The sequence below is a fragment of the Serratia sp. TMDUHS_CL genome (genome assembly GCF_037137105.1).
Classification (GTDB): domain Bacteria; phylum Pseudomonadota; class Gammaproteobacteria; order Enterobacterales; family Enterobacteriaceae; genus Serratia; species Serratia nevei.
This window is the reverse complement of record NZ_JBBBDV010000002.1, coordinates 630,383-650,312: the sequence shown is the minus strand read 5'-3', so window position 1 is coordinate 650,312 and position 19,930 is coordinate 630,383. Positions and strand designations below refer to the sequence as shown.

Annotated in this window: 19 protein-coding genes and 3 tRNA genes; 2 read left to right on the top strand and 20 right to left on the bottom strand. The window is 60.0% G+C overall.

Annotation, left to right across the window (positions count from 1 at the left end; all coding sequences use genetic code 11):
• Positions 1–184 precede the first annotated feature (184 nt).
• Genes nadD through leuS form a run of 4 tightly spaced genes read right to left on the bottom strand, consistent with a single transcriptional unit; the run spans position 185 to position 5,025 of the window.
• Positions 185–847 (bottom strand): nicotinate-nucleotide adenylyltransferase, encoded by a 663-nt coding sequence (nadD, locus tag WCL58_RS06900; protein WP_336850766.1) that lies wholly within the window; start codon positions 845–847, stop codon positions 185–187.
• A complete protein-coding gene (gene holA / locus WCL58_RS06895) occupies positions 837–1,871 on the bottom strand; it encodes a DNA polymerase III subunit delta (protein WP_055316089.1) in 1,035 nt (344 codons plus the stop codon). Before holA ends, nadD begins: the two co-directional genes overlap by 11 nt.
• On the bottom strand, positions 1,868–2,428 hold the full coding sequence (gene lptE, locus WCL58_RS06890) for an LPS assembly lipoprotein LptE (protein WP_126171400.1): 561 nt from the start codon (positions 2,426–2,428) through the stop codon (positions 1,868–1,870). Before lptE ends, holA begins: the two co-directional genes overlap by 4 nt.
• 14 nt (positions 2,429–2,442) lie before the next feature.
• Complete coding sequence (leuS, locus tag WCL58_RS06885; protein WP_038877455.1) at positions 2,443–5,025, bottom strand: leucine--tRNA ligase; 2,583 nt, start codon at positions 5,023–5,025, stop codon at positions 2,443–2,445.
• Between the two features lie 285 nt (positions 5,026–5,310).
• Between leuS and WCL58_RS06880 the strand changes: the two genes are divergently transcribed.
• Positions 5,311–5,793, top strand: a complete 483-nt coding sequence (locus tag WCL58_RS06880; protein ID WP_025301844.1) for a zinc ribbon-containing protein — start codon at positions 5,311–5,313, stop codon at positions 5,791–5,793.
• A gap of 40 nt (positions 5,794–5,833) precedes the next feature.
• Here WCL58_RS06880 and WCL58_RS06875 read toward each other — a convergent pair whose 3' ends face one another.
• The 13 genes from WCL58_RS06875 to miaB form a co-directional block, all read right to left on the bottom strand.
• Positions 5,834–6,538, bottom strand: a complete 705-nt coding sequence (locus WCL58_RS06875; RefSeq protein ID WP_060423577.1) for an FMN-dependent NADH-azoreductase — start codon at positions 6,536–6,538, stop codon at positions 5,834–5,836.
• Positions 6,539–6,686: 148 nt separating this feature from the next.
• Positions 6,687–7,619, bottom strand: a complete 933-nt coding sequence (rihA, locus tag WCL58_RS06870) for a pyrimidine-specific ribonucleoside hydrolase RihA (RefSeq protein WP_197658173.1) — start codon at positions 7,617–7,619, stop codon at positions 6,687–6,689.
• Between the two features lie 99 nt (positions 7,620–7,718).
• Positions 7,719–8,180 (bottom strand): hypothetical protein, encoded by a 462-nt coding sequence (locus WCL58_RS06865; RefSeq protein WP_060423582.1) that lies wholly within the window; start codon positions 8,178–8,180, stop codon positions 7,719–7,721.
• A gap of 194 nt (positions 8,181–8,374) precedes the next feature.
• A complete protein-coding gene (locus WCL58_RS06860; protein WP_019454076.1) occupies positions 8,375–9,100 on the bottom strand; it encodes an amino acid ABC transporter ATP-binding protein in 726 nt (241 codons plus the stop codon).
• Positions 9,100–9,774 (bottom strand): glutamate/aspartate ABC transporter permease GltK, encoded by a 675-nt coding sequence (gene gltK, locus WCL58_RS06855; RefSeq protein ID WP_004939982.1) that lies wholly within the window; start codon positions 9,772–9,774, stop codon positions 9,100–9,102. The genes WCL58_RS06860 and gltK overlap by 1 nt, the downstream gene beginning before the upstream one ends.
• Positions 9,774–10,514, bottom strand: coding sequence for an amino acid ABC transporter permease (locus WCL58_RS06850; protein ID WP_019454074.1), 741 nt, complete (start codon positions 10,512–10,514; stop codon positions 9,774–9,776). The genes gltK and WCL58_RS06850 overlap by 1 nt, the downstream gene beginning before the upstream one ends.
• Before the next feature lie 212 nt (positions 10,515–10,726).
• On the bottom strand, positions 10,727–11,623 hold the full coding sequence (locus WCL58_RS06845) for an amino acid ABC transporter substrate-binding protein (protein WP_038877465.1): 897 nt from the start codon (positions 11,621–11,623) through the stop codon (positions 10,727–10,729).
• A gap of 392 nt (positions 11,624–12,015) precedes the next feature.
• Positions 12,016–13,545, bottom strand: coding sequence for an apolipoprotein N-acyltransferase (gene lnt / locus WCL58_RS06840; protein WP_336850764.1), 1,530 nt, complete (start codon positions 13,543–13,545; stop codon positions 12,016–12,018).
• 7 nt (positions 13,546–13,552) lie between these two features.
• Positions 13,553–14,431: a CNNM family magnesium/cobalt transport protein CorC gene (gene corC / locus WCL58_RS06835; RefSeq protein ID WP_025301851.1), complete on the bottom strand. Its 879-nt coding sequence runs from the start codon at positions 14,429–14,431 to the stop codon at positions 13,553–13,555.
• 85 nt (positions 14,432–14,516) lie between these two features.
• Positions 14,517–14,990, bottom strand: coding sequence for an rRNA maturation RNase YbeY (gene ybeY / locus WCL58_RS06830; protein ID WP_033637441.1), 474 nt, complete (start codon positions 14,988–14,990; stop codon positions 14,517–14,519).
• A complete protein-coding gene (locus WCL58_RS06825) occupies positions 14,987–16,042 on the bottom strand; it encodes a PhoH family protein (protein WP_025301852.1) in 1,056 nt (351 codons plus the stop codon). The genes ybeY and WCL58_RS06825 overlap by 4 nt, the downstream gene beginning before the upstream one ends.
• 233 nt (positions 16,043–16,275) lie before the next feature.
• Entirely contained in the window at positions 16,276–16,611 is a 336-nt protein-coding gene (locus WCL58_RS06820; RefSeq protein WP_197757344.1) for a zinc ribbon domain-containing protein YjdM, read from the bottom strand.
• Positions 16,612–16,729: 118 nt separating this feature from the next.
• A complete protein-coding gene (miaB, locus tag WCL58_RS06815; RefSeq protein WP_038877474.1) occupies positions 16,730–18,154 on the bottom strand; it encodes a tRNA (N6-isopentenyl adenosine(37)-C2)-methylthiotransferase MiaB in 1,425 nt (474 codons plus the stop codon).
• Positions 18,155–18,351: 197 nt separating this feature from the next.
• Between miaB and ubiF the strand changes: the two genes are divergently transcribed.
• A complete protein-coding gene (gene ubiF / locus WCL58_RS06810) occupies positions 18,352–19,533 on the top strand; it encodes a 3-demethoxyubiquinol 3-hydroxylase (RefSeq protein WP_055316092.1) in 1,182 nt (393 codons plus the stop codon).
• Positions 19,534–19,620: 87 nt separating this feature from the next.
• On the opposite strand, the gene WCL58_RS06805 is transcribed toward ubiF, so the two are convergent.
• The 3 genes from WCL58_RS06805 to WCL58_RS06795 form a co-directional block, all read right to left on the bottom strand.
• A tRNA-Gln gene (locus WCL58_RS06805) sits at positions 19,621–19,695 on the bottom strand.
• A gap of 4 nt (positions 19,696–19,699) precedes the next feature.
• Positions 19,700–19,776: transfer RNA gene (locus WCL58_RS06800), tRNA-Met, on the bottom strand.
• 41 nt (positions 19,777–19,817) lie between these two features.
• A tRNA-Gln gene (locus WCL58_RS06795) sits at positions 19,818–19,892 on the bottom strand.
• Positions 19,893–19,930: the final 38 nt, after the last annotated feature.

The window sequence follows — 19,930 nt, the reverse complement described above, 5'->3', positions numbered from 1 at the left end:
TCGGGTGTGTTCTGTTCAGTCGGCTGCGGCGGGCAAAATGCGCGCGCCGCGGCGTAACCGGATAATGGTTTCGGCAGGCTGCCGCTGAAAGCCAGCTAACTGGTGACTGCCCGGCCAGCTAAGGTTTCCGGGGTTTTCAGCGGATACCTGAAAAATAGCGGCGCAGTATATCACGCACCTTTCGCTAGTGATATAAACCCTGCAACTCGATGTAGCGCTGCACCGGGCGTGGCAGCAGGTCGTCGCAGTTGAGGCCCTGATGGCGGCGCTGGCGGATCTCGGTGGCGGAAATTTCCAGCTCCGGCGTATCGGCCAAATAGATATGGCCGTGTGGGCGACGGCTGAGCAGCGCCGGGTCGGCGGTGCGATGGCGTTCCAGCCACTGCTGCAGCTCCGGCGTGTCCATGCGATCGTTATAGCCCGGGCGCGCCAGCACCAGCAGATGGCAGACGTCTAATAGCGCCTGCCAGCGGTGCCACTTATGCAGCGTCAGCAGCGAGTCCTGGCCAATAATAAACGCCAGCGGCTGGGCGGCGCCACGCTCTTTACGAATCGTTTCCAACGTCTCGATGGTGTAGGAGGGAGTAGTGCGGTGCAGTTCGCGATCGTCGACCGCAAACAGCGGGTTGCCGGCGATCGCCAGCTCCACCATCTTCAGGCGCTGCTGCGCATTGGCCTCCGGCTGCGGGCGGTGCGGCGGCACGTGGTTAGGCAGCAGCGTGACGCGATTCAGGCCCACTTCGGCGGCCAACGCTTCGACCGGCCGCAGGTGGCCGTAGTGGATCGGGTCAAAGGTGCCGCCGAACAGCGCGTGCAAAACGGTGGGGTGTTCCGGATTAGTGGGCATCGCTAAAACTCGTGGCCAGGGGTTTGCCGCACAGCAGCATCGACAGGGTTTCCAGTTCCGGCCAGACCGACTGGCCATAGTCCTGCTTGAGGGTCAGCTCGATTTGCGTCAGCAGCTGTACCGCCTGCTGTAGCTGGGGGCCGGACAGGCGTTGCAACGCCTGGGTCACCAGCGGGCGGCGATTCTGCCAGACCTTGTGCTGATCGAACAGCGTGCGCAGCGGCGCGGAAGCCATGCGGCGCTGCAGCGTCAGCAGCAGCAGCAGTTCGCGCTGCAGAGTGCGCAGCAGGATCACCGGCTCCACGTCCTCTTGCTGCAGCTGCTGCAAGATATGCCAGGCGCGCTTGCTTTTGCCGGCCAGCAGGGCATCCAGCCAGTGGAACGGCGTGAAGTGGGCGGCGTCGTTCACCGCCTGTTCGACGCGCGGCAGCGTGAGCTTGCCGTCCGGGTGCAGCAGCGACAGCCGCTCCAGCGCCTGCGACAGCGCCAGCAGGTTGCCTTCGTAGCAGTAGCACAGCAGCTGATTGGCGGCATCGTCCAGCTCCAGCTTCATCGCCTTGGCGCGCGTGGCGACCCAGCGCGGCAGTTGCGCCTGTTCCGGCGTCTGGCAACTGACGAGGGCACCGTGCGGGCTGAGCGCCTTGAACCAGGCGCTGTTTTCCTGCGCTTTGGTGAGGCGCGGGCCGCGCAGGATCAGCAGAATATCCTCGTGCAGCAGCGTGGCGAGTTTGGTCAGCTGTTCGCCGATCGGCGCCGTCGGGCCGTTTTCCGGGAAGATCAGCAGCAGCGTCTGGCGACTGGCGAACAGGCTCATCGCCTGGCAGATGCCGAAGATGGCGTCCCAGTCGGTATGGGCGTCAAGGGAAATGCTGTAGTGCTCACTGAACTGCTGCTGTTGCGCGGCCTGCCGGAGCAAATCCTGGCTTTCCTGCAGCAACAGCGGTTCATTGCCGCTCAATAAATAACAAGCGCGCAGCCCCTCTCGGAGCTGCGCGGCAAGTTGTTCCGGATAAATGCGGATCATTGTGCGGTTTGGCTTGCCGCTCGTTCGCCGGCGGCAGCGGCTTTCTGCCGGTTCTCTTCTTCCGCCGCATGCACGGTCAGCAGTTTGCGCACCAGCTGTTGCGCCGCCTGCTCACGCATTTCCTGGCGAATGATCTCCTGTTCGGAGTCCTTGGCCAGCGCGGTCAGCGGGTTATCGAAGAAGGAACGGAACACTTTCACCGACAGCGGATACAGGTCATGGCCCGGGATCAGCACTTGCGCCTGCACGGTCAGCACCAGCTGGTACTCGGCGGTTTTACCGTCCTGGAAGATAGAAGCGGTATCCTGGCTTTCCGTTGCGCCGACGATGCGCAGGGAAGGCACGTCTTTACGTTTCGGATCGCTGACGATAGTCACTTCGTTAAGACGCAGCTGCTCACGCACCGCGCGCGTCAACGGGCCGTAAGGATCCGAACTGTCCAGGATCAGCGTTTTCATTTCATTCGGCACCTGCGTGGTGCCACGCAGGTGAAAACCGCAGCCGGCGGTGACCAGCACCGCCAACCCCAGCAACAGCGTCAGAATACGTTGTCGCACAACTCCTCCTTGTGTTAACCCACAACCAGGTTAAGCAGTTTGCCCGGAACGTAGATCACTTTGCGAATCGTGACGCCGTCCAGATATTTAGCCACCAGATGCTCTTCGGCAGCGCGCGCGCGCACCTGCTCTTCGGTCGCATCGGCAGATACGGTGATTTTAGCGCGAACCTTGCCGTTCACCTGCACCACCACCAGCTTGGAGTCTTCGACCATCGCCTGTTCGTCGGCAACCGGCCATGGCGCGGTGTCCACGTCGCCTTCGCCGCCCAGCGCCTGCCACAGGGTGAAGCACACGTGCGGGGTGAACGGGTACAGCATGCGAACCACGGCCAGCAGCGCTTCCTGCAGCAGTGCGCGATCCTGCTCGCTCTCCTGCGGCGCGCGGGCCAGCTTGTTCATCAGCTCCATCACGGCGGCGATCGCGGTGTTAAAGGTCTGACGGCGGCCGATATCGTCGGTTACCTTGGCGATGGTTTTGTGCAGATCGCGGCGCAGTGCTTTCTGATCTTCGTTCAGCGCCGCTACGTCGAGCGGCTGTACCGCGCCTTTTTCCACGTGATCGTAGGCCAGTTTCCACACGCGTTTCAGGAAGCGGTTAGCCCCTTCCACGCCGGATTCCTGCCACTCCAGCGTCATTTCTGCCGGTGAAGCGAACATCATGAACAGACGCACGGTGTCCGCGCCGTATTTTTCCACCATTTCCTGTGGGTCGATGCCGTTGTTCTTCGACTTCGACATTTTGCTCATGCCAGCATAGACCAGTTCACGGCCTTGCGGATCGGTGGCCTTGATGATGCGGCCCTTGTCGTCACGTTCGACGGTGGCGTCAACCGGAGATACCCAGACGCGCTCGCCGCTGTTGCCGGTGTAGTAGAAGGCGTCGGCCAGCACCATGCCCTGACACAGCAGACGCTTGGCCGGCTCGTCGGAATCCACCAGGCCTGCATCGCGCATCAGCTTGTGGAAGAAGCGGAAGTACATCAGGTGCATGATGGCGTGTTCGATACCGCCGATATATTGATCGACCGGCAGCCAGTAGTTGGCGGCGGCCGGATCCAGCATACCCTGATCATACTGCGGGCAGGTGTAGCGCGCGTAGTACCAGGAAGACTCCATAAAGGTGTCGAAGGTGTCGGTTTCACGCAGCGCAGGTTGGCCGTCGACGGTGGTCTTCGCCCACTCAGGATCGGCCTTGATCGGGCTGGTGATGCCGTCCATAACCACGTCTTCCGGCAGGATCACCGGCAGCTGATCTTCAGGCGTCGGCATCACGGTGCCGTCTTCCAGCGTCACCATCGGGATTGGCGCGCCCCAGTAACGCTGACGGGAGACGCCCCAATCGCGCAGGCGGTAGTTGACCTTGCGCTGGCCTACGCCCTTGGCGACCAGTTTGTCGGCGATGGCGTTGAAGCCCGCTTCGTTGTCCAGGCCGTCGAATTCGCCGGAGTTGAACAGCGCGCCTTTGTCGGTCATCGCTTCGGCGCTCACGTCAGGTCGGCTGCCGTCGAGGTTCAGGATCACCGGTTTGATCGGCAAATCGTATTTGGTGGCGAATTCCCAGTCGCGCTGGTCGTGCGCCGGTACCGCCATCACGGCGCCGGTGCCGTATTCCATCAGCACGAAGTTGGCGACCCACACCGGCAGCTTCTCGCCGCTCAACGGGTGGACAACGAACAGGCCGGTCGGCATGCCTTTCTTCTCCATCGTCGCCATTTCGGCTTCGGCAACTTTGGTGTTGCGGCATTCGTCGATGAAGTCGGTCAGCGCCGGGTTATTGCGCGCGCCCTGTTGCGCCAGCGGGTGGCCCGCGGCGACCGCCACGTAGGTAGCGCCCATGAAGGTGTCGGGACGGGTAGTGTAAACCGTCAGCTTCTCTTCGCTGTCCGCCACGTCGAAGGTGATTTCCACGCCTTCGGAGCGGCCAATCCAGTTGCGCTGCATGGTTTTCACCTGCTCTGGCCAGCTTTCAAGCGTGTCCAGATCGTTCAGCAGCTGATCGGCGTAGGCGGTGATTTTGATGAACCACTGCGGGATCTCTTTACGCTCGACCTTGGTGTCGCAGCGCCAGCAGCAGCCGTCGATAACCTGTTCGTTGGCCAGCACGGTCAGATCGTGCGGGCACCAGTTCACCGCCGAGGTCTTCTTGTAGACCAGGCCTTTTTCATACAGCTTGGTGAAGAACCACTGTTCCCAGCGGTAGTATTCCGGCTGGCAGGTGGCGATTTCGCGATCCCAGTCGTAGCCGAAGCCCAGCAGTTTCAGCTGGTTCTTCATGTATTCGATGTTGTCGTAGGTCCACGGGGCTGGTGCGGTGTTGTTTTTCACCGCCGCGCCTTCCGCCGGCAGGCCGAACGCATCCCAGCCGATCGGCTGCAGTACGTTTTTGCCCAGCATGCGCTGATAGCGCGAGATCACGTCGCCGATAGTGTAGTTACGAACGTGGCCCATGTGCAGTCGGCCGGACGGGTAAGGCAGCATGGATAGGCAGTAGTACTTTTCCTTGCTGTCGTCTTCGGTAACTTTGAAAGTCTGCTTCTCTTGCCAGTGAAGCTGTACGTTCGATTCTATGTCTTCTGGACGGTATTGCTCTTGCATGGCGGCCGGTGGTCCTGTAGGTGTAAACCGTTGCCCCGGTCAGAGGCAACGCAATGAACATTTAGTATTCGTAGATCCGCATAGCATAGCTGATAAGACCTCCCGGCAACAACTCCAAGCGCCTGACTCGGCGCATTTAAAAAAAACGCCGCCATGACGCGGCTCACAACCTGCGGATCCCGCGTCTTGCCAAGTGACATCAGTCATTTACGGCTAAAATAAGAACAAGTAGCTTAGGGGTATCCCTACAGCCAAGTCCGGCGCAGCGTTTATCGAGGAGAGTCTATGAACAAGGTTGCTCAGTATTACCGCGAATTGGTGGCATCGCTGACCGAACGCCTGAAAAACGGTGAACGCGATATCGACGAACTGGTGGCCAGCGCGGAGCGGCGGTTGAACGAGGCCGAAGATCTGACCCGCGACGAAGTGCGGCAGGTGACGCAGGCGGTGCGACGCGATCTGGAAGAGTTCGCCCGCAGCTATCAGGAAAGCCGGGATGAGTTTACCGACAGCGTGTTTATGCGGGTGATCAAAGAGAGCCTGTGGCAGGAACTGGCGGATATCACCGACAAAACCCAGCTGGAGTGGCGCGAAGTGTTCAAGGATGTCAGCCACCACGGCGTTTACCACAGCGGTGAAGTGGTGGGGCTGGGCAATCTGGTGTGCGAGCAGTGCCATTACCACCTGGCGTTCTACACGCCGGAGGTGTTGCCGCTCTGCCCGAAATGCGGTCACGACCAGTTCCAGCGCCGGCCGTTTGAACCTTGATGACGTTCCCCGCTGCGGCGGGGAACGCTAAGGCCGGCATTTAACGGAACAGTTTCTTCAGCAGGTTGCTCAGGAAACCGCCGCTGACGGCTGCCGGGGCGGCTTGCGCCTGCGCCGGTGCGCTGGCCGCTATGGCAACGCCAGCCGGGATTTTCTGCGCGACCGCGATGCGGCTGTCCTGGGCGGCTTTCTCTGCCGCTTCCGGGCCGTAGGCGAAGCCTTCCGCCAGCACGAACTCAACGTCGGTGATGCCGATAAAGCCCAGGAACAGCTTCACGTACGGCGTGATCAGATCCGTCGGCGTGTCGGCGTGGATGCCGCCGCGGCTGGAGATGACGATCGCTTTCTTGCCCGTCACCAGCCCTTCGGCGCCGGCGGAGGTATAGCGGAACGTCTGGCCGGCGCGGGCGATCAGATCGAAGTAGATCTTCAGCTGCGTCGGGATGTTGAAGTTGTACATTGGGGCGCTGATGATCAGCGTGTCGTGCGACTTCAGTTCGGCAATCAGCTCATCGGACAGCGCCAGGGTGCTTTGCTGGTGCGGCGTCAGCGGCTTGTCGCCGGCGGTAAAACCGGCCATCACTTCGCCATCCAGCTCCGGCAGGGTCGGGTTGGCCAAATCGCGCACGGTGAATGTGTCTTCAGGGTGAGTTTCACGCCATTGTTCAACAAAAAAATCGACTAATTTTCCAGACTGGGAATATTCACCCAGAATGCTTGATTTCAGGACCAGTACGCGGCTCATGGGCTTATCTCCAGGCGAAGTCTAATCGGTAACGATGTCAGTCGGTGTAAACGCATGGTAGAGGCAAGCCAGGAACAGTGATAGCGCAAAAATTCGCTGAGTTAAATCAAAAAACTTGAATGAGGGGCGCGAGCGCGCCCCGATGGGATCAATAACGCGCTACGCGCTCGGCCAGCAGCTCGATAAAGCCTTCGCGGTTGATGCCGGTCAGCACTTCCACGTTGGCCGCGTTGCCGGTTTGCTGGAAATAGTCCACCACCGTCATGCCGACGGTGTATTCCCCTTTGGTTTCCACCCCCACCCAGCGCTCTACGCCGGTAAACAGCTGCGGCGCCAGCAGCCAGGCGATGGTGCAGGGATCGTGCATCGCCGCGCCGGGCAGGCCGCGCGGATGGCTGATGTACAGCGGCAGGTAAAAATCGAGCATCTCCGCGACCGCTTGCGCGACCGGATTGTCTATCTGGCGAATGCGCTCGATATCCTGCGGCAACACCAGCGCCTGATGGGTGACGTTCAGCCCGGCCATGGTCAGCGGCACGCCGGATTTCAGCACCATTTCGGCGGCTTCGGGATCGACGAAGATGTTGAACTCCGCGACCGGCGTGGTATTGCCGGCGTTCATGCCGCCGCCCATAAATACGATGCGCTCGATGCGGTTTTTCAGCTCGGCATGCTGGGCCAACAGCAGAGCGATGTTGGTCATTGGGCCGGTCACCACCAGGGTTATCGGCTGCGGGCTGGCGCGCAGCAGGTCGGCGATCAGCTCGACGGCGCCGCGGGGATCGGGCTTGATTGTCGGCGTCGGCAGGTGGGTGTTGCCCATGCCGGTTTTGCCGTGGACATAGTCGGCGATCACCAGTTCGCGCATTAGCGGGCCGCCGGCACCGGCGGCGACCGGTATGTCCTCGCGCTGCATCAGGGTCAACAGACCCAGCGCGTTATGCAGGGTTTTCTCCGGCGTCTGGTTGCCGGCGGAGGTGGTGATGGCTTTGACGTCCAGCTCCGGCGAACGCAGCGCCATAGCCAGCGCGATGGCGTCGTCGAGGCCGGGATCGCAATCGATGATAATAGGGCGGGGCATGTTCTTTCTCCTCTGTTTGTTATCCAGCGAGCATCGGATCAAAACCGGGGAGAAACAAGCGCTTTTAGTGCCGGGCGTTTGCGCGACGGGATAAGGCGTTCAGACACCGCAGAGTTCATGAGCGCTGCGTTTCCATTCTTCCACCTCGGTTGGGTGCAAGAAGGAGTAATAGACGGTAGTGCCGTCGGGCAAGATATTTTGCAGTGCCTGCATGCAGTTGGCCTCGCAGGGGCGCAGCTCGATATACACGTTGGTGATCGGCACCTGCTCCTTATCGGCGTCAAAGCGTTCGATGCGCCTTATCGCCGCAACCAGCGCGGCCATTTCGGCATGTAGCTTGACCCAGTTATGGGTGTAGATATCCGGCGGCATCTCCATTTTCATCTGGCTATTGCCAAAGGCATAGCGAGTGCTGCCGCGCAGCTGGTATTCGATGGTGGCGCAACAGGACTCAGGCCCGAAACCCGGTTTTTCAATCAGTTTCTTTTTATCTTCCAACGTGCGTCGAACAATCGGATAACCGGATTTGATGCTGTACTCCGCTTGTACCAGTTGAATCATGCCAGCCTCTCTGGTGGGTGAGTTAATCATCAAAGGTAGGACAGCCTGCAGGATCGCGCGTTATTTACGGTCATCGCGACGGGGAGTTTAAGATAAATCCTAACTTTGTTGAGGCGGCAATGAGAGGCATTCAGGCGCATGGGCGCCGAAAAACAAGCGCCCCTTGGGGCGCTTGGGTTTAGGGGACTGCGCGATCAGTGCAGGATCTTGGCCAGGAAGTCCTTGGCGCGCTCGGACTCGGGGTTGTTGAAGAAATCGTCTTTGTTGCGGTCTTCGACGATTTTGCCTTCGTCCATAAAGATCACCCGATTCGCCACCTTACGGGCGAAGCCCATTTCGTGGGTCACCACCATCATGGTCATGCCTTCGTTCGCCAGTTCGACCATGACGTCCAGCACTTCGTTGATCATTTCCGGATCGAGCGCCGAGGTCGGTTCATCGAACAGCATGGCGATAGGATCCATGCACAGCGCGCGGGCGATGGCGACGCGCTGCTGCTGGCCGCCGGACAGCTGACCGGGGAACTTGTTGGCATGGGCGGAGAGGCCGACGCGCTCCAGCAGCTTCAGGCCCTTCTCGCGCGAGGCGGTCTTGTCGCGCTTGAGCACTTTCACCTGCGCCAGCGTCAGGTTGTCGATGATAGACAGGTGCGGGAACAGCTCGAAGTGTTGGAACACCATGCCGACCTTGGCACGCAGCTGCGCCAGGTTGGTTTTCTTGTCGTTGACCGGCGTGCCGTTCACCAGGATGTCGCCCTGCTGGATCGGCTCGAGGCCGTTGACGGTTTTGATCAGGGTGGACTTGCCGGAACCTGAAGGACCGCAGACGACGACCACTTCGCCTTTTTTCACTTCGGTGGTGCAATCGGTCAACACCTGAAAGTGACCGTACCACTTAGAAACATTTTTCAGGGATATCATCAAACAGTCCTTTTCTTCAAATAGCTTACCAGCGCCGAGGCGGCGAGGCTGATAACAAAATAGACAAAGCCGGCGAACAGGATCATTTCAACCTGGGTGCCGTCGCGTTCGCCGATGGTCGACGCGGTGCGGAAGAAGTCGGCCAGGCTCAGTACGTAAACCAGCGAGGTATCCTGGAACAGTACGATGCCCTGGGTCAGCAGCAGCGGCACCATGGCGCGAAACGCCTGCGGCAGGATCACCAGCCGCATGGATTGCCAATGGGTCATGCCCAGCGCCAGCGCGGCGGAGGATTGGCCGCGCGAGATGCTGATAATGCCGGCGCGGATGATTTCCGAGTAATAGGCCGCTTCAAACAGGGAAAAGGCTACCATAGCCGAGATCAGGCGAATATCGGTTTTCGGCGATAACCCTAGAACCTGTTGTAATAAGCTTGGAACCACCAGATAGAACCACAGCAGCACCATCACCAGCGGCACCGAGCGGAACAGGTTGACGTACAGGGTGGCGAACCAGCTGATCGGTTTGAACGGCGACAAACGCATCACCGCCAGCACGGTACCCCACAGAATGCCGACCACGATGGCGGTCACGGTGATCTTCAGCGTGATCACCATGCCCTGCAGCAAATAAGGGAAGCTTGGGACGATCGACGCCCAGTCAAATTCGTACATTATTTACTCCCCAGGTTGCCAGGCAACTGCACTTTCTTTTCGACCAGACGCATAAACAGCATGATAACGGCGTTGATGCCGATATAAGCCAGCGTGATGGCGGTAAAGGATTCATAGGCGTGTGCGGAGTAATCCAACAGCTTGCCGGCCTGCGCGGCCATGTCCACCAGCCCGATGGTGGAGGCGATGGCGGAGTTTTTGACCAGGTTGAGCATTTCCGAGGTCATCGGCGGCACGATCACCCGGTAGGCGTTCGGCAGCAGCACGTAGCGGTAGGTTTGCGGCAGCGTCAGGCCCATCGCCAGCCCGGCGGCTTTCTGGCCGCGCGGCAGGGACTGAATGGCGGCGCGCACCTGCTCGCATACGCGGGCGGCGGTAAACAGCCCCAGGCAGAGCATGGAGGAGACGAAGAACTGCACGTTGGGATCCAGCTCGCTTTTAAACCAGGTGCCGATATTGGCCGGCAACAGCTCGGGGATCACCAGATACCAGGTAAAGAATTGCACGATCAGCGGCACGTTGCGGAACAGTTCGACGTAACAGGTGCCGAGGGCGGAAAGAAAGCGGTTGGGCACGGTACGCAAGATACCGAACAGCGAACCGACGAAGAAAGCGATAATCCATGCACAGACGGAGAGGGCCACCGTGACCTGAAAGCCGGACCAAATCCAGCCGAGGTAAGTGGTGTTCCCAAACGGGGCCTGCTGCAGGAAGATACCCCAGTTCCAATCTATTGACATAACAAACTCCGGTAAACGGGCGCAGGGCGCCGAAGATTGATGACTTGATGAGCGCCGATCGCCGTGCGGCCAGTCTGGCTGGCTTGTTGTGTGCGGAGATCGGTGATGCGCGTTGGGGAAAATGAGGGAGGGGAACGGCCCCCCTCATACCTGTCTGTCCCAGTCATCAACTGGGCCGGTTTGGCCTGCGGCCGCCCCGGCTCTTGTTCTATTTAGTTCAACGCTTTGTCGTTAGGCTCTTTGAACAGCTGCTTCATGTCGTCCGAGAGTTCGAAGTTCATGTTGAGGTTTTTCGGTGGAATAGGCTGCTTGAACCATTTGTCAAACCACTTGGCCGCTTCACCGGAGGTTTGCGCCTGGGCGATGGTGTCATCGACCAGCTTTTTGAACTCAGGATCGTCTTTGCGCAGCATGCAGCCGTAGGCTTCTTTCGACTGCGGCGTGCCGATGATTTCCCACTGATCCGGCTTCTTGGCCTTGGCGCGCTCGCCCGCCAGCAGGGCATCGTCCATCATGAAGGCCACCGCGCGGCCGCTTTCCAGGGTGCGGAAGGAGTCACCGTGGTCTTTGGCGCTGATGATGCGCATGTTCATTTTGTCGCTGTCGTTCAGCTTGTTCAGCAGCACTTCGGAGGTGGTGCCGGAGGTGACCACCACCGGTTTACCGGCCAGGTCTTTAAAGTCTTTGATGTCGGAGCCTTTTTTCACCAGCAGACGGGTGCCGACCACGAAAATGGTGTCGGAGAAGGCGGCCTGCTTTTGGCGCTCGAGGTTATTGGTGGTGGAGCCGCACTCGAAGTCATAGGTGCCGTTTTGCAGCAGCGGGATGCGGTTCTGCGAGGTAATCGGCAGCATTTTCACCTGCAGATTCGGTGCATTAAGTTTTTTCTTAACAGCTTCAACGATTTGGTTGGAGTAGTCCTGAGAGTAGCCCACAACTTTTTGTTGGTTGTCGTAGTAGGAAAAGGGCACTGACGATTCGCGGTGGCCGACAACGATCACGCCGTTGTCTTTGATTTTCTTCAGCGTACCGGACAGGTCTTCCGCATGCGCCACGCTACCTGCCATACCGAGCAGCAGTAACGATAACGCCAATTTACGCATTTGCATGGTCCAACTCCTTTGCTGTTGTGGTGGCTCTGACTAAAGAGCGTCAGGTTAAATCGACTATTTATTGCTCAAGTTATAAAGATAGTCTTAGAACGGATAGCCGTTAAAAAATAACCGATTGTGAATACCTTGAAACTAAAATGTTTCATTTTTTGAGACGCCGCGCGCACCAAATCAATGCAACGAAACCCTGGCGCCCCCGCGTGGTGCGCTCAATGCACCCAAAATGTGCACAGGTGCGACAAAACGTCAGCAAAAGTAAATCGGCGCGCGATGTCACCATAGTTAAAGCAAGGAGTGTGCCAGCCGCGTTGATTTAACGGCGTTTTCTGACCAAGGAGGGGACAGTGACGAGAACGCGGGGCGCGGCGGGCGCGCCCCGGCGAGAAGGACTATTTGCGGCGCAGGCCCAACATCAGCGCCCAACCACCCAGCAGCAGGGTTATCACCCACAGCGGCATGGCGCCGAAGCGTGCGTAAGGCGTGACGCCGGTGGTCGGCGTGACCTTCACTTCGAGCACCTGACGGGTAAACTGCGGGATCTCGGCGATCACCTCGCCGTTCGCATCCACCGCGGCGGTAACGCCGTTATTGGTGCTGCGCAGCAGCGGCCGGCCGAGCTCCAGCGCCCGCATGCGCGCCATCTGGAAGTGCTGCCACGGGCCGATGGAGTGGCCGAACCAGGCATCGTTGGAGATGGTCAGCAGGAAGTTGGTGTCCGGGCGGAAGTTATCGCGTACCTGCTGGCCCAGGACGATTTCGTAGCAGATGGCCGCCGTCAGGTTGTACCCGCGTACGCTGAGCTGCGGCTGCACGTAGTCGCCGCGGCTGAAGGAGGACATCGGCAGATCGAAGAACGGCGCCAGCGGCCGCAGCAGGGTTTCCAGCGGCACGAACTCGCCGAACGGCACCAGGTGGTGCTTGTTGTAGCGATCCTTGGCCGGGTAGCTGTACGGCGTCGGTTCGCCGAGCACGATGGCGCTGTTGTAGATCTGCTGGCCCTGTGGCGTGGCGCGCACGTCGACGATGCCGGTGATCAGGCTGCTGTTCTTCGCCCGCATCAGGTCGTCCATCATGGTCAGGAAGCCGTTCTGGTTGGCTTCATAATCCGGGATGGCGGACTCCGGCCAGATGACGATCGGCGCCTTGCCCACGTACGGACGGGTTTCGTCCAGATAGGTTTGCAGCGTGCTGACCAGCGCTTTCGGATCCCATTTCATCGACTGGGCGATGTTGCCTTGCACCATGGCGACGTTCACCGCTTTCTCCGGCTGCGGTGTAAACCACTGCAGCTGGCGCAGCGGCCACGGCAACAGCAGCAGCGCGGCAGCGATGACCGCAGCCGACAGGCGGCGCTGATTGACGGCGTACACCAGCAGGCCGGCGATGGCCATCAGCACAAAGGTGATGGCGTCGACGCCCAGCAGCGGCGCGATGCCCTTCAGCGGGCCGTTGATCTGGCTATAGCCGAACTGCAGCCACGGGAAGCCGGTCAGCACCCAGCCGCGCAGGAATTCGGTCACCTGCCACAGCGCCGGCGCGGCGATGGCCAGCCGCCACCAGCGGGTGGCCGGCCACAGGCGCGTCAGCAGCCCGGCGAACAGCCCGGTATACAGCGACAGGTAAGCGGCGAGCAGCACCACCAGGAAGACGTTGACGGCGAAAGGCATGCCGCCGAAATCGGCGATGCTGACATACACCCAGTTGATGCCGCTGCCGAACAGCCCGAAGCCCCAGACAAAGCCGAGCAGGGCAGACTGTTTGGTGGTGCGATTGAGGGTAACGGCCAGCAGGCCGAACAGGGAGACGATGGCCGCGGGCCAGAAGTCGTAGGGCGAGAACGCCAGCGTCCCGCCGGCACCTGACAACAGCGCCAGCAGGGCGCGAACCCGCTGGCGTTCAAGTAATGAGGCTTTAGCCATGTTGGATTTAATCTTCCAGTTTCGGTGGTGGAGAATCGTCCGGAATTTTTACATGAACCTGGATAATACGTCGACTGTCGGCCATGGCAACTTTAAATAGGTAACCTTCGATTTCAATGGTTTCCCCGCGCGCCGGCAGGTGACCGAAGGCCTGCATCACCAGACCGCCGATGGTATCGACCTCGTCGTCGCTGAAATGGGTGCCGAAGGCGTCGTTGAAGTCTTCGATCGGGGCCAGCGCGCGCACGGTGTACATGTGGCGGCTGAGCTGGCGGATATCCAGATCGTCTTCGTCGTCGTATTCGTCTTCGATCTCGCCGACGATCAGTTCCAGAATGTCTTCGATGGTGACCAGGCCGGATACGCCGCCAAATTCGTCAATGACAATCGCCATGTGATAGCGCTGGGAGCGGAACTCTTTCAGCATCCGGTCGACGCGCTTGCTTTCCGGCACCACCACCGCGGTGCGCAGCACCTTGTCGATGCTGAACGGCTCGGAGTCTGCGCGCATGAACGGCAGCAGATCCTTGGCCATCAGGATGCCTTCGATGTGATCTTTGTCTTCGCTGATCACCGGGAAGCGCGAGTGGGCGGAGTCGATAATCACGTCCAGGCACTCTTCCAGCGTCTGGTTGCGCTTGAGCGTCACCATCTGGGAGCGGGGGATCATGATGTCGCGCACGCGCTGTTCGGCGATATCCATCACGCCTTCCAGCATGTCGCGGGTATCGGGATCGATCAGGTCGTTTTGTTCGGAATCACGGATCAGCTCGACCAGATCGCCACGGTTTTTGGGTTCGCCGTGGAACAGCTGGTTAAGGATAAGAGTAAAGAACCCCTTCTTGGGACTGGGGCTGTCATTGCTTTGTGAATGGTCGTCGCTCATGGCGTTTTCGTTACTGTCACTCATGTCAGAGTTAAGGGGCGTCAGCGACAGCCCCGCATGGGGGCTGTAGGGTAAACGGCTGACGTCAGACGGGGTCTTTTTCCGCCAGGTACGGATCAGGATAACCCAGTCCGTGCATGATTTCGGTTTCCAAAGACTCCATTTCTTCGGCTTCATCGTCTTCGATGTGGTCATACCCTAGCAGATGAAGACTGCCATGGACAACCATATGCGCCCAGTGGGCCTCCAGCGCCTTGCCTTGCTCAATCGCTTCCTGTTCAACCACCTGGCGGCAGATAATCAGGTCGCCGAGCAGCGGTAGCTCGATGCCCGGCGGGGCCTCGAACGGGAAAGAGAGCACGTTGGTCGGCTTGTCTTTGCCGCGGTAGGTCAGGTTCAGCTCGTGGCTTTCCGCTTCGTCCACCAGACGCACGGTCACCTCGGCTTCTTCCTGAAATTGCGGCAGCACGCCTTCCAGCCAGCGCTGGAAGGTGGCCTCATCCGGCAGACCGTCGCCGCTTTCACAGGCAATCTGCAGATCCAAAATCACCTGACTCATGGTGTCTCCTGCTCGGAGGCGGCGAGCGCCTCGCGCTTACGTTGTTCGGCAATCGCGTCTTTGCGTTTCTGTTCGGCCGCTTCCCAGGCCTCATAGGCGATGACTACGCGGGCCACCACCGGATGGCGCACCACGTCTTCGCTGTGGAAGAAGTTGAAGCTCAGTTCTTCCACGTCCGACAGCACTTCCACCGCGTGGCGCAGGCCGGATTTCTGGTTGCGCGGCAGGTCGATCTGGGTGACGTCGCCGGTGATGACCGCCTTCGAGTTGAAGCCGATGCGCGTCAGGAACATCTTCATCTGTTCGATGGTGGTGTTCTGGCTCTCATCCAGAATGATAAAGGCGTCGTTCAGCGTACGGCCGCGCATATAGGCCAGCGGCGCGACTTCGATCACGTTGCGTTCGATGAGCTTCTCCACGCGCTCGAAGCCCAGCATCTCGAACAGGGCGTCGTACAGCGGGCGCAGGTAAGGATCGACCTTCTGGCTCAGATCGCCGGGCAGGAAGCCCAGTTTTTCGCCGGCTTCGACCGCAGGGCGTGTCAGCAAAATGCGGCGAATTTCCTGGCGCTCCAGCGCATCCACCGCGGCGGCGACCGCCAGGTAGGTTTTGCCGGTGCCCGCCGGGCCGATGCCGAAGGTGATGTCGTGATCGAGAATGTTGGCGATGTACTGCGCCTGGTTAGGCGTACGCGGTTTCACCATGCCGCGCTTGGTTTTAATGGTGACCGCCTTGCCATAATCCGGCACGCTGTCGGCCACCTGTTCCAACACCCGGCTCTCTTTGATAGCCAGGTGGATTTGCTCTGGGTCGATATCCGGGATCACGCCGCGAATCGGCGCGGTATCCACGTAAAGATGGCGCAGGATATCGGCGGCGGCAACCACGCACAGGTTTTTGCCGACCAGCTTGAAACGGTTGTCGCGGCGATTGATTTCAATGCCCAATCGGCGCTCGAGTTGCTTGATGTTGTCATCAAACGGGCCGCACAGGCTGAGCAAACGCTTATTGTCTGCGGGCTCTAACAAAATTTCTTGTGTTGCGACGTTCAAACTATTCCTCTAGGTCACATCGGGCCTGGTTGATGTCACATAGCGCGTTCGGGACGCGCGCGTTCAGGACGAGCCTGAATACTCTCTTTCTTGAATTATTCATGGTGCGCCGCAACGGCGCAAGTTTACCGCTGATCTATCTGTGCGCCATCGGCGGAATTCAAGGGAAGATAAGGAAAAAACGCGGCGGGGCAAAAGCCCGCCGCGTCATCACTGAACAAGGCCGGCGTGAATCAGTTCTTTTTCACGAACTCGGATTTCAGCTTCATCGGGCCGAAGCCGTCGATTTTGCAGTCGATGTTGTGATCGCCTTCGACCAGGCGAATGTTTTTCACCTTGGTGCCGATCTTCAGCATCGTGGAGCTGCCTTTGACCTTCAGGTCTTTGATCACGGTGACCGCATCGCCGTCCGCCAGCAGATTGCCGTTGGCGTCTTTGACGATCAGCGCGTCCTGATCTTCCGCCGGGGCGCTGTCGCTCCACTCGTGGGCGCACTCAGGGCAGATGAACAGGGCATTGTCCTGGTAGGTGTATTCGGAATTGCACTTCGGGCAGTGTGGGAGTTGCATGTTATGTCGCCTCTTCAACAATAAAAAAATAAAAAAGAAAATCACCGGGCGCGGGCGCCCGGCGGAGAAACGGTAAGGAGTAGCGCGAATGGGCGGCGATAAGGCGGCCGCCGCGGCGTCAGGGCTGGTAAATGCCGACGCCCAGCGCGTTTTCTTTGCGGGTACGGGCGATCACCGACTGCGGGGATTCATGTACGCGCAGATCCATCTGCTGTTCGGTGCGCACCACTGCGCCACGCAGGGTGTTGGTCAGCACCTCGGTAATTTCCACGTCGACGAACTGGCCGATCATGTCGGGCGTGCCCTCGAAGTTTACCACACGGTTGCACTCCGTGCGCCCGGCCAGTTCCATCACGCTTTTGCGCGAGGTGCCCTCCACCAGAATGCGCTGGACGGTGCCGAGCATGCGGCGGCTGAACTGCAGCGCCTGCTGGTTGATGCGATCCTGCAGAATATACAGCCGCTGTTTTTTCTCTTCTTCGCTGACGTCGTCGACCATGTCCGCCGCCGGGGTGCCCGGGCGCGACGAATAGATGAAGCTGAAGCTGACGTCGAAATTGACGTCGGCGATCAGGTTCATGGTCTGTTCGAAGTCGGCCTGGCTTTCGCCCGGGAAACCGACGATGAAATCGGAGCTGAGCTGAATGGCCGGCCGCGCCTTGCGCAGCTTGCGGATAATCGCCTTGTACTCCAGCGCGGTGTGCGCGCGTTTCATCATGGTCAGGATGCGATCCGAACCGCTTTGCACCGGCAGATGCAGGAAGCTGACCAGCTCCGGCGTGTCTTCGTACACCGCGATGATGTCATCGGTGAACTCGATAGGGTGGCTGGTGGTGAAGCGAATGCGATCGATGCCGTCGATGGCCGCCACCAGGCGCAGCAGTTCGGCGAACGAACAGATCTCGCCGTCATGCGTGGCGCCGCGGTAAGCGTTGACGTTTTGGCCGAGCAGGTTGACCTCGCGCACGCCCTGCGCCGCCAGTTGGGCGATTTCGAACAGCACGTCGTCGCTCGGGCGGCTCACCTCTTCGCCGCGGGTGTAAGGCACCACGCAGAAGGTGCAGTATTTGTTGCAGCCTTCCATGATCGACACGAATGCGGTCGGGCCTTCGGCGCGCGGTTCCGGCAGACGGTCGAATTTTTCGATCTCCGGGAAGCTGATGTCGACCACCGGGCTGCGGGTGCCCTGAACGTGATTGATCATTTCCGGCAGGCGGTGCAGGGTCTGCGGGCCGAAGACCACGTCGACGCAGGGCGCGCGGCTGCGGATCAGTTCGCCTTCTTGCGAGGCCACGCAACCGCCGACGCCGATGATGACAGACGGGTTCTTTTCTTTCAGCAAGCGCCAGCGCCCCAGCATGGCGAAAACTTTCTCCTGCGCTTTTTCACGGATCGAGCAGGTGTTCAGCAGCAGCACGTCCGCCTCTTCGGCGTTTTCGGTCCACTCGAAGCCGTGCGTGCTGTTCAACAGGTCGGCCATTTTCGATGAATCATACTCATTCATCTGGCAGCCCCAGGTTTTGATATGTAGTTTTTTCGTCATTGACTTGCCATTACTCAGTGCGGAGCGAAAGTTGCGTTACGCGACATGCAGGGCGCGTATTGTAATCATTTGCCGCCGTTGTGACCAGCGCGGGGGAAAATGGCACGCGACCTGAAGCCGGAGCGAAAATCCGGTACACTGCGCAAAACGCCATGCCGGGTGGGATGGCGAGCATTCACACAGAAAACATAGCCAATATGAAGACATCTCAAAATCGGTATGACGCGGTGGTGGTGGGCGGCGGCATGGTCGGCGCTGCGGCGGCCCTGGGGCTGGCGCAGGCGGGCTGGTCGGTGGCGTTGCTGGAACATCAGGCGCCGCAGGCGTTCGAGGCGCAAAGCCCGCCGGATCTGCGCATTTCCGCGATCGGCTGCACCTCGGTGGGGCTGCTGAAACAGCTCGGCGCCTGGCAGGCCGTGACGGCGATGCGCACGGCGCCGTATCGCCGGCTGGAGACCTGGGAATGGGCGTCGTCGCGCGTGGCGTTCGACGCGGTGTCCCTGGGGTTGCCCGAGCTGGGCTTTATGGTGGAAAACCGCATTCTGCAGCTGGCGCTGTGGCAGCAGTTCGCGCAGTGCGCCAATCTGACGCTGCTGTGCCCCGCCAGGCTGCAATCGCTGCAGCGGGCGGACAATGCCTGGCAGCTGACGCTGGACGGCGGCGAGACGCTGCAGGCGCGCCTGGTTGTCGGCGCCGACGGCGCCAACTCGCAGGTGCGCAAGCTGGCGGCGATCGGCACCAACGGCTGGCAGTATCGTCAGGCGTGCATGTTGATCACCGTCGATACCGGCGCGCCGCAGCAGGATGTGACCTGGCAGCGTTTCTTCCCGTCCGGGCCGCGCGCCTTCCTGCCGCTGTACGACAGCTGGGCGTCGCTGGTGTGGTATGACAGCCCGCAGCGCATTCGCCAGCTGCAGGCGATGCCGCCGGCGCAGCTGGAGCGTGAGATCGCCGCCGCTTTCCCGGCGCGACTGGGCCCGGTCAAGGTGCACGCCGCCGGTTCGTTCCCGCTGACGCGGCGTCATGCGCAGCGCTACGTGCTGCCGGGGCTGGCACTGCTGGGGGATGCGGCGCATACCATCAACCCGCTGGCGGGGCAGGGCGTCAATCTGGGGTATCGCGACGTGGATGCCTTGCTGAACGTATTGAGCGATGCGCGGGAGCAGGGAGAGGACTGGAGCAGCGAGGCGGTACTGCTGCGTTATCAGCGCCGCCGCCGTACCGACAATCTGCTGATGCAGAGCGGGATGGATCTGTTCTATACGGCTTTCAGCAATAACCTGGCGCCGCTGAACGTGGCGCGCAATCTGGCGCTGATGGCCGCGCAGCGGGCGGGCAAGCTGAAAGAGCATGCGTTGAAGTACGCGTTGGGATTGTAACCGACAGGGCTCAGCTGCGGCTGGGCCCGTTAGGATTGGCTGAACGCCAGACAGCAAAAAGCCCGCCGAAGCGGGCTTTTCTAAATATGGCTGGGGTGCCAGGATTCGAACCTGGGTATGCTGGTATCAGAAACCAGAGCCTTACCGCTTGGCGACACCCCAATTATGGTGGCTACGACGGGATTTGAACCTGTGACCCCATCATTATGAGTGATGTGCTCTAACCAGCTGAGCTACGTAGCCGATGTTACTTTTTACTTCTTTGATTTGCAAGCAGTTTGTTATGGCTGGGGTACCTGGATTCGAACCAGGGAATGCCGGTATCAAAAACCGGTGCCTTACCGCTTGGCGATACCCCACCTGCAAACAAATCTTATGTTGAAACCCCATTCCCGAA